The sequence below is a fragment of the uncultured Streptococcus sp. genome (assembly GCF_963516515.1).
Lineage (GTDB): Bacteria > Bacillota > Bacilli > Lactobacillales > Streptococcaceae > Streptococcus.
Window position 1 is genome coordinate 22,589 of sequence record NZ_CAUQCJ010000023.1, and the last position, 6,796, is coordinate 29,384.

Consider the following 6,796-nt stretch of genomic DNA (forward strand, 5'->3'; position numbering starts at 1 on the left):
AAAAGCTAGATTTCTCTAGCTGTGACTTTTTATGTTATACTTATTGCAAGAGAAAAAACGAGGAGATGGATATGACGAAAATAGCTCTTCTTTCAGATATTCATGGAAATACTACCGCCTTGGAGGCTGTTTTGGCAGATGCTCGGCAGCTAGGAGTGGATGAATACTGGCTTTTGGGAGACATTCTCATGCCAGGGACAGGGCGTAGAAGGATTTTGGACTTGTTGGCTCAACTACCGATTACGGCTAGAGTTTTGGGAAACTGGGAAGACAGTCTGTGGCATGGTGTCCGCAAGGAACTGGATAGTACTCGTCCCAGTCAACGCTATCTCTTGCGCCAGTGCCAGTATGTTTTAGAGGAAATTTCCCTAGAAGAAATTGAACTGCTCCACAATCAACCTCTTCAGATTCATCGTCAGTTTGGTGATTTGACGGTAGGAATTAGCCATCATCTGCCTGATAAGAACTGGGGACGAGAGTTGATTCATACTGGAGCGCAAGAGGATTTTGACCGCTTGGTGACCAATCCGCCTTGTGATATTGCTGTTTATGGTCATATTCACCAGCAGTTGCTTCGTTACGGGACTGGTGGACAATTGATTGTCAATCCGGGTTCGATTGGGCAACCTTTCTTTCTAGATGCCCAGTTGCGGAAGGACTTGCGGGCCCAGTATATGATTTTGGAGTTTGATGATAAGGGCTTGGTAGATATGGACTTCCGACGGGTGGACTACGATGTGGCAGCTGAATTGCAATTGGCTAAAGATCTCAAACTTCCCTATTTTGAGGTTTATTATGAAAGTCTGGTCAATGGTATCCACCATACTCATCATCAGGAATTTCTGAGAGAATTGGCCCAGAAAGAGGGATATGATAGGGAATTAGATGCCTGGTTAAAAGGTGGTAATGATTGACATTACAACTAAAAAGGGTATAATAAAAGAAAAAGAAGAGTAGAGGCAGGCTAGCCTCGTAAAAAGGAGAAGAGGATGCAAATTCCAAGTAGATTTACCATTGCGACTCATATGCTGATAATCATTGCCCTCAAGGGGAAGGAAAGTAAGGTGACCAGTGATTTTTTAGCTGCTAGTGTCGGGGTCAATCCTGTCATTATCAGAAAGACCTTGTCCCAGTTGAAGAAGGCAGAGCTGATTTCAGTAGCGCGTGGAACAGGTGGGACAGAGATTGTTAAGGATCTCAAGGACATTAGTCTTTTAGATGTTTATCAGGCGGTTGAGTGTCTTGGTAAGACAGGTCAACTCTTTAGTTTCCATGACAATCCAAATCCAAATTGCCCAGTTGGAGCTCATATTCATGATGTTTTGGATCAAAAATTGGAGAGAATTCAGCTGGCTATGGAGGCAGAGCTTGGTCAGACCAGTCTAGAACAAGTCGTGGCCGATGCAGAGAGTCAGATGAAGGAGTAATTTTTTCTTTAAAACAAGAAAAGCTTATGAGAAGGTTCACACCTCATCATAAGCTTTTTATCTATTCTTCCAAGCTTGGTAACGGGTATCAATCAATAATTGGGTAAGGCGTCCCATGGTTTCCCTTTCTTCTGGAGTGAGGGATTGAGCTTGGACAAAGAGATGATGAATGTGTTCAATAGCCTTGAAGGAAGACAGGTCATTGATGGAGCTAATCCCAGCATCTAGAATGGTGCCAAAGAAGAGGTCGAAGTAGAGCTGAAGTTCTTCGTCAGGGACTGTGGCCACCCATTCTTTGAAGGTTGTGTCTACTTGTTGGCTATCACTGTTGGTCTTATCCAGTTGGACGAAGTGCTTGTCCTCAATCTGCCAACTAAAGGTATCGTGCTGGGCGATGCCACCTAAGGCAGTGCTGTGAACGATGATTTGGTGGGCAGGAATTTCCAGCATCCTACCGATAATGGAACCTTGTGGAATGAAGACCTTGGTTCTATCCATTATCCTTTGATAACCTTTGGTCTGTGTCAATTCTGTGTGGAGGCCAGGCGCATCAAATGTATAAACTGCAGTGATCTGATCTTGCAAGCTTTGCTCAATTTGGCTAGCAGCATAAATAGCTAGATTTCCTCCCTTGGAATGCCCAGCCAGAATGACCTTTTTCTTTGGATGGTGGGTAAAAAAGTTCTCTAAATAACGGAGGGCGTGTTTTTGAGCAGGAATTTCCTTCATATAGGTCATGTGGAAATCTTCCTTCCAGCCAATGATACTGTCATCAGTCCCACGAAAGACAATCAGATAGGTATCGAGAGTGAGGCGGTAGGTCATAGCCGCAAACTGCTTTTGCAGCTCAGGGTCGATGTCGTTGATAAAATGGGAGAGTTTGCAATTTTTAAAGCGTTTGTGTCGAGCTAATTCATCCAATAATTGGAGCCGATTTTTACTGGTCAACATGTTCGATTCTCTTGGAACCTGAGATGCCAGGTCTAAAAGTCGCTGAGGACTTGCGGAGACTAGATTATCAAAGGTGAGGTAGGTAGCTTCTGTTAAGGCTAGAATGTCTAACTCATTCAAAGGAAGGTCGTAATAAGAATCGTGTGCGACATCTTTCAGATAATCAAAAATATTGGTCATAAGAACTCCTTTCTGTTTATTTATCTTATCAGATTTCCCTCAAATTAGCTAGTAGGATTGGCTCACTTTGTTGGTTAAAAACAAGCTATTTCAAATTCAGTTTCAGACCTTCTAGCATGGAAAAATCTGTTATAATAATAGAAAAGGAGAAGCGCATGCACAAGATTTTACTAGTAGAAGATGATCAGGTCATTCGTCAACAGGTCGGGAAAATGCTCTCTGAATGGGGATTTGAAGTGGTTCTGGTAGAAGACTTTATGGAAGTTTTGAGTCTATTTGTTCAGTCGGAGCCTCATCTGGTCCTCATGGATATTGGCCTGCCCTTGTTTAATGGTTATCACTGGTGTCAGGAAATTCGCAAGATTTCCAAGGTGCCTATCATGTTTCTGTCTTCGAGAGACCAGGCTATGGATATTGTTATGGCAATCAATATGGGGGCGGATGACTTTGTGACCAAGCCTTTTGACCAGCAGGTTCTTTTCGCCAAGGTTCAGGGCTTGTTGCGCCGTTCCTATGAGTTTGGGCGTGACGAGAGTTTACTGGAATATGCTGGTGTTATCCTCAATACCAAATCAATGGATTTACATTATCAAGGCCAAGTCTTGAATTTGACCAAGAATGAATTCCAGATTTTACGGGTTTTATTTGAACACGCAGGCAATATCGTAGCGCGTGACGATCTGATGCGAGAACTTTGGAACAGTGACTTTTTCATTGATGATAATACCCTCTCTGTCAATGTGGCTCGTTTGCGTAAAAAGTTGGAAGAACAGGGCTTGGTAGGATTTATCGAGACCAAGAAAGGGATAGGGTACGGACTGAAGCATGCTTGATTGGAAACCATTTTTTCTAGCCTATCTGCGCTCCCGTAGTCGTCTGTTTGTCTATCTGCTTTCTTTGACGTTTCTAGTTTTGCTTTTTCAGTTTTTATTTGCTAGTTTAGGAACTTATTTTCTCTACTTTTTCCTCTTATGTTGCTTTGTAACCATCTTATTTTTCACTTGGGACATATTGGTGGAGATGCAGGTTTATCGTCAGGAAATTCTCTACGAGGAGAGAGAAGCCCAGTCTCCTTTGGAAGTAGCTTTAGCAGAAAAATTAGAAGCGCGTGAGATGGAACTCTACCAGCAGAGGTCAGAAGCAGAAAGAAAACTGACGGATTTGCTGGATTACTATACCTTGTGGGCCCATCAGATTAAGACCCCAATTGCAGCCGGTCAACTCTTAGTTGCAGAAGTAGCCGACCGTCAATTGAAGCAGCAACTGGAACAGGAAATTTTCAAGATTGACTCCTATACAAACTTGGTTTTACAGTATCTGCGTTTAGAAAGTTTCCATGATGATTTGGTCTTAAAGCAGGTTCAAATTGAGGATTTGGTTAAGGAAATAATTCGTAAATATGCTCTTTTCTTTATTCAAAAAGGCTTAAATGTCAATCTACATGACCTTGATAAAGAAATCGTGACGGATAAAAAGTGGCTGCTAGTGGTTATTGAGCAAATTATCTCAAATAGTCTCAAGTACACCAAGGAAGGTGGTCTGGAGATTTATATGGAAGGCCAGGAACTCTGTATCAAGGATACGGGAATCGGGATAAAAAACAGTGATGTCCTCCGAGTCTTTGAACGTGGTTTCTCAGGATATAATGGACGCCTAACCCAGCAGTCATCTGGACTTGGCCTTTACCTATCTAAGAAAATTTCTGAAGAACTGGGGCACCAGATTCGCATCGAGTCTGAGGTCGGAAAAGGAACGACAGTGCGGATTCAGTTTGCTCAAGTGAACTTAGTCCTTGAGTGAGAAGAGACAATGAGTTTTTACCCAATCTCTTTTTGCTATATTTCAGGATATTTGAAGACTGTTTTTTACAAAACCAATAATAGTATTTTTAATACGGAATATAGTATAAATACTGGTTTAAAGTGAAGTTTTGTATGCTTTATACTTTTGTTGAGTATAAAATCTATAAACTAAGGGTGAATTACAAAAATTAATTTGAGATGAAGTGAATTGTAGACTTGGGAAATGTCTCCTATTCGATTTCAGAATGAATCGTTGATACAGGATTAAAAGAACTGCAGCTTTCTTTTTATTTTGAATGAGATAGGTGTATATAGATTTGTGTAACTGGTGTAGAACTGTTTCCAAGAATTTATTGAATGTATCGAATACACACATTCTATTGATTTTGAACCAGTTTTTAATTTCTAAATGTTATAATAGTTTTATCAAGTAAAAGGAGACTGCCATGATTGGAGACAATATAAAATTCTTACGAAAATCACATAATCTGATATAACCAGAATTTTCACGGATTGTGGGTGTGTCACGAAATAGCCTAAATCGTTAGAAAAACTGAAAAAGCTTACTTTCAATAGAAGTATTGGAAATATTCATTTTACATCTATCAAAGAAACATGGGATAGACCTATATTTTACAAAATAGCAAATTATATTTTGAATGATAGTAAAAACTGCAGTACTTGTGTGATTTACAATTATTGCACTCAATGTCCGAGTATCGCACTATCTGAAATAGGGAATAGTAGAGATTGTTCTGCGATATGTAAAAAAACGCATTAGCAAGGAGTATCGTATATGCTACCATATCTTAAAACTATTAGATGGTATCTCCTCTTTAATTTTCTTTTTGGTGCAATATCGAATATCTGCACAGCTTTGTTACCGTATTTCACGCAGGCATTAATCAAAGGGGATTATCAAGTAGCTCTATATGGCTATTCTATGGCAGTAGCAGGCTATTTGAGTTGTAACTATATCCAAATGATACTTGATTGGAAGCAGGGGATTATCTTTTCGACTACTTTGAAAAATGAGTGGTTTCGTTCACTTCTGGGACTCAGTCACCACGATTTCAAGCAGAAAACAGTAGCAGAGTATATTTCCTATCAATCTAATGACCTAGATTCGTTGGAAAAGGATTACCTTCCTCCATTGATGAGTTTTATCAAACAAATTTTACGTATCATCATTTACGCTTTCATTATTAGCAGAACAATTAATCCTATTGTATCACTGATTTTAATCTTTTCTACTGGAATTAGTATTCAAATTCCTAAAATCGTTGGGAAGTTGACCGCTAATCGTAGACAGGTTTACTTGAAAAAACAAGGAGATTACTATCGAACTTTGGAGGATTTGCTCATGGGACATCATTTGGTAAATAAACTAACTATGTCGCATTTTTTGAATCAACAAAAGAGTTCTCTAAAGAATTTGCAGGATAAGTATTTTAAGTATGGTTTGACAAAAATTACAGGCATCTTATTGACAGGTGTTTCTTTTGAATTCATTAGTCTTGTTCTGTTTATTTATTTAGCCTACTCTCTATCTCACCAGCAACTCGGTATTCCTGAGGTGGTGGCGAGTTTCGGATATATTAATGCTTTTTCTGAACCAATACAGGAAATCCTTTATGATTTACAAATGTTAGAGTCCGTAAAGCCTGTAATCAAGAGTTTTCAAAACATTGTTGGGAGACCCGTTTCAGTTCAAGCACCTCAACATTCTTTTGATACGATTTCTTTGAAAAACATTTCCAAACAACTGGGAGAATCAAAATTGATAATTACTTCCGCTACGATTCAAAAAGGGGATAAAATTGCGCTTATTGGTAAGAATGGGTCTGGAAAAAGTAGTCTTCTCAACATTTTAAATGGAACAGATGAAGATTTTGAAGGACAAATTGTGCTAGATGGGCTTGTTTTGGACCATCTTTGGGGAAGATTCGGTATGATTCTGCAACAAGAACATACATTTATTTCGAGTTATGAAAATAATGTAACGCTATTCAATAGTTTCAATGAAAAATTCAGAGAAGAAGATTTTGAAAAAATTCCACCACAATCCCTGTCAGGTGGTCAGCAACAACGAATGTATTTAAATCGTGAGAAAAATCGTAAAAATCCATTGCTTATCCTAGACGAACCTTTCTCTGCCTTGGATACTAATCAGTTTAAAATGGAATTGGAAAGAGTTCTGGAACTACCAAGTGCCGTCATTGTTACTTTACATCGCCAAAACGAATTATTAAGTAAGTTTGACCAAGTTTGGGAAATTAAGAATGGAGAACTTGTAATTTTGAAATAGCTAAATTATAAAGAATAAAACGCATAGTATCAAGGTTCAGGAGATACCGTTTTTCCTTCTTCGGATAAGGAAACAAAAATTTCTTGCTTCATCTATCTATTCAATTGATAGATTTCGTCAGAGAAAGA

At 39.1% G+C, this 6,796-nt stretch carries 6 protein-coding genes; 5 read left to right on the top strand and 1 reads right to left on the bottom strand.

Annotation, left to right across the window (positions count from 1 at the left end; all coding sequences use genetic code 11):
• Positions 1–71: 71 nt before the first annotated feature.
• Positions 72–914: a metallophosphoesterase gene (locus RYL77_RS05875; protein ID WP_185952546.1), complete on the top strand. Its 843-nt coding sequence runs from the start codon at positions 72–74 to the stop codon at positions 912–914.
• A 75-nt stretch (positions 915–989) separates the two neighbouring features.
• Positions 990–1,427: an Rrf2 family transcriptional regulator gene (locus RYL77_RS05880; RefSeq protein WP_001166796.1), complete on the top strand. Its 438-nt coding sequence runs from the start codon at positions 990–992 to the stop codon at positions 1,425–1,427.
• A 57-nt stretch (positions 1,428–1,484) separates the two neighbouring features.
• Here RYL77_RS05880 and RYL77_RS05885 read toward each other — a convergent pair whose 3' ends face one another.
• Positions 1,485–2,558: a DUF2974 domain-containing protein gene (locus tag RYL77_RS05885; RefSeq protein WP_315010534.1), complete on the bottom strand. Its 1,074-nt coding sequence runs from the start codon at positions 2,556–2,558 to the stop codon at positions 1,485–1,487.
• A 155-nt stretch (positions 2,559–2,713) separates the two neighbouring features.
• Between RYL77_RS05885 and RYL77_RS05890 the strand changes: the two genes are divergently transcribed.
• From RYL77_RS05890 to RYL77_RS05900, 3 genes are all read left to right on the top strand, one after another.
• The gene (locus tag RYL77_RS05890; protein ID WP_315010536.1) at positions 2,714–3,391 is read left to right on the top strand and encodes a response regulator transcription factor; all 678 of its coding nucleotides are present in this window, start codon (positions 2,714–2,716) and stop codon (positions 3,389–3,391) included.
• Positions 3,384–4,358 carry a HAMP domain-containing histidine kinase gene (locus tag RYL77_RS05895; RefSeq protein WP_315010537.1) on the top strand — a complete coding sequence of 325 codons (975 nt, stop codon included), beginning with the start codon at positions 3,384–3,386 and terminating at the stop codon, positions 4,356–4,358. The genes RYL77_RS05890 and RYL77_RS05895 overlap by 8 nt, the downstream gene beginning before the upstream one ends.
• A 798-nt stretch (positions 4,359–5,156) precedes the next feature.
• The gene (locus tag RYL77_RS05900; protein ID WP_315010539.1) at positions 5,157–6,668 is read left to right on the top strand and encodes an ABC transporter ATP-binding protein; all 1,512 of its coding nucleotides are present in this window, start codon (positions 5,157–5,159) and stop codon (positions 6,666–6,668) included.
• The last annotated feature ends 128 nt before the right edge of the window (positions 6,669–6,796 follow it).

Bases quoted from the DNA above. Each gene is read 5' to 3' on its own strand.
- RYL77_RS05890 (WP_315010536.1), top strand. From the start codon at position 2,714: ATGCACAAGATTTTACTAGTAGAAGATGATCAGGTCATTCGTCAACAG.
- RYL77_RS05880 (WP_001166796.1), top strand. From the start codon at position 990: ATGCAAATTCCAAGTAGATTTACCATTGCGACTCATATGCTGATAATC.
- RYL77_RS05900 (WP_315010539.1), top strand. From the start codon at position 5,157: ATGCTACCATATCTTAAAACTATTAGATGGTATCTCCTCTTTAATTTT.
- RYL77_RS05875 (WP_185952546.1), top strand. From the start codon at position 72: ATGACGAAAATAGCTCTTCTTTCAGATATTCATGGAAATACTACCGCC.
- RYL77_RS05885 (WP_315010534.1), bottom strand. From the start codon at position 2,558: ATGACCAATATTTTTGATTATCTGAAAGATGTCGCACACGATTCTTAT.
- RYL77_RS05895 (WP_315010537.1), top strand. From the start codon at position 3,384: ATGCTTGATTGGAAACCATTTTTTCTAGCCTATCTGCGCTCCCGTAGT.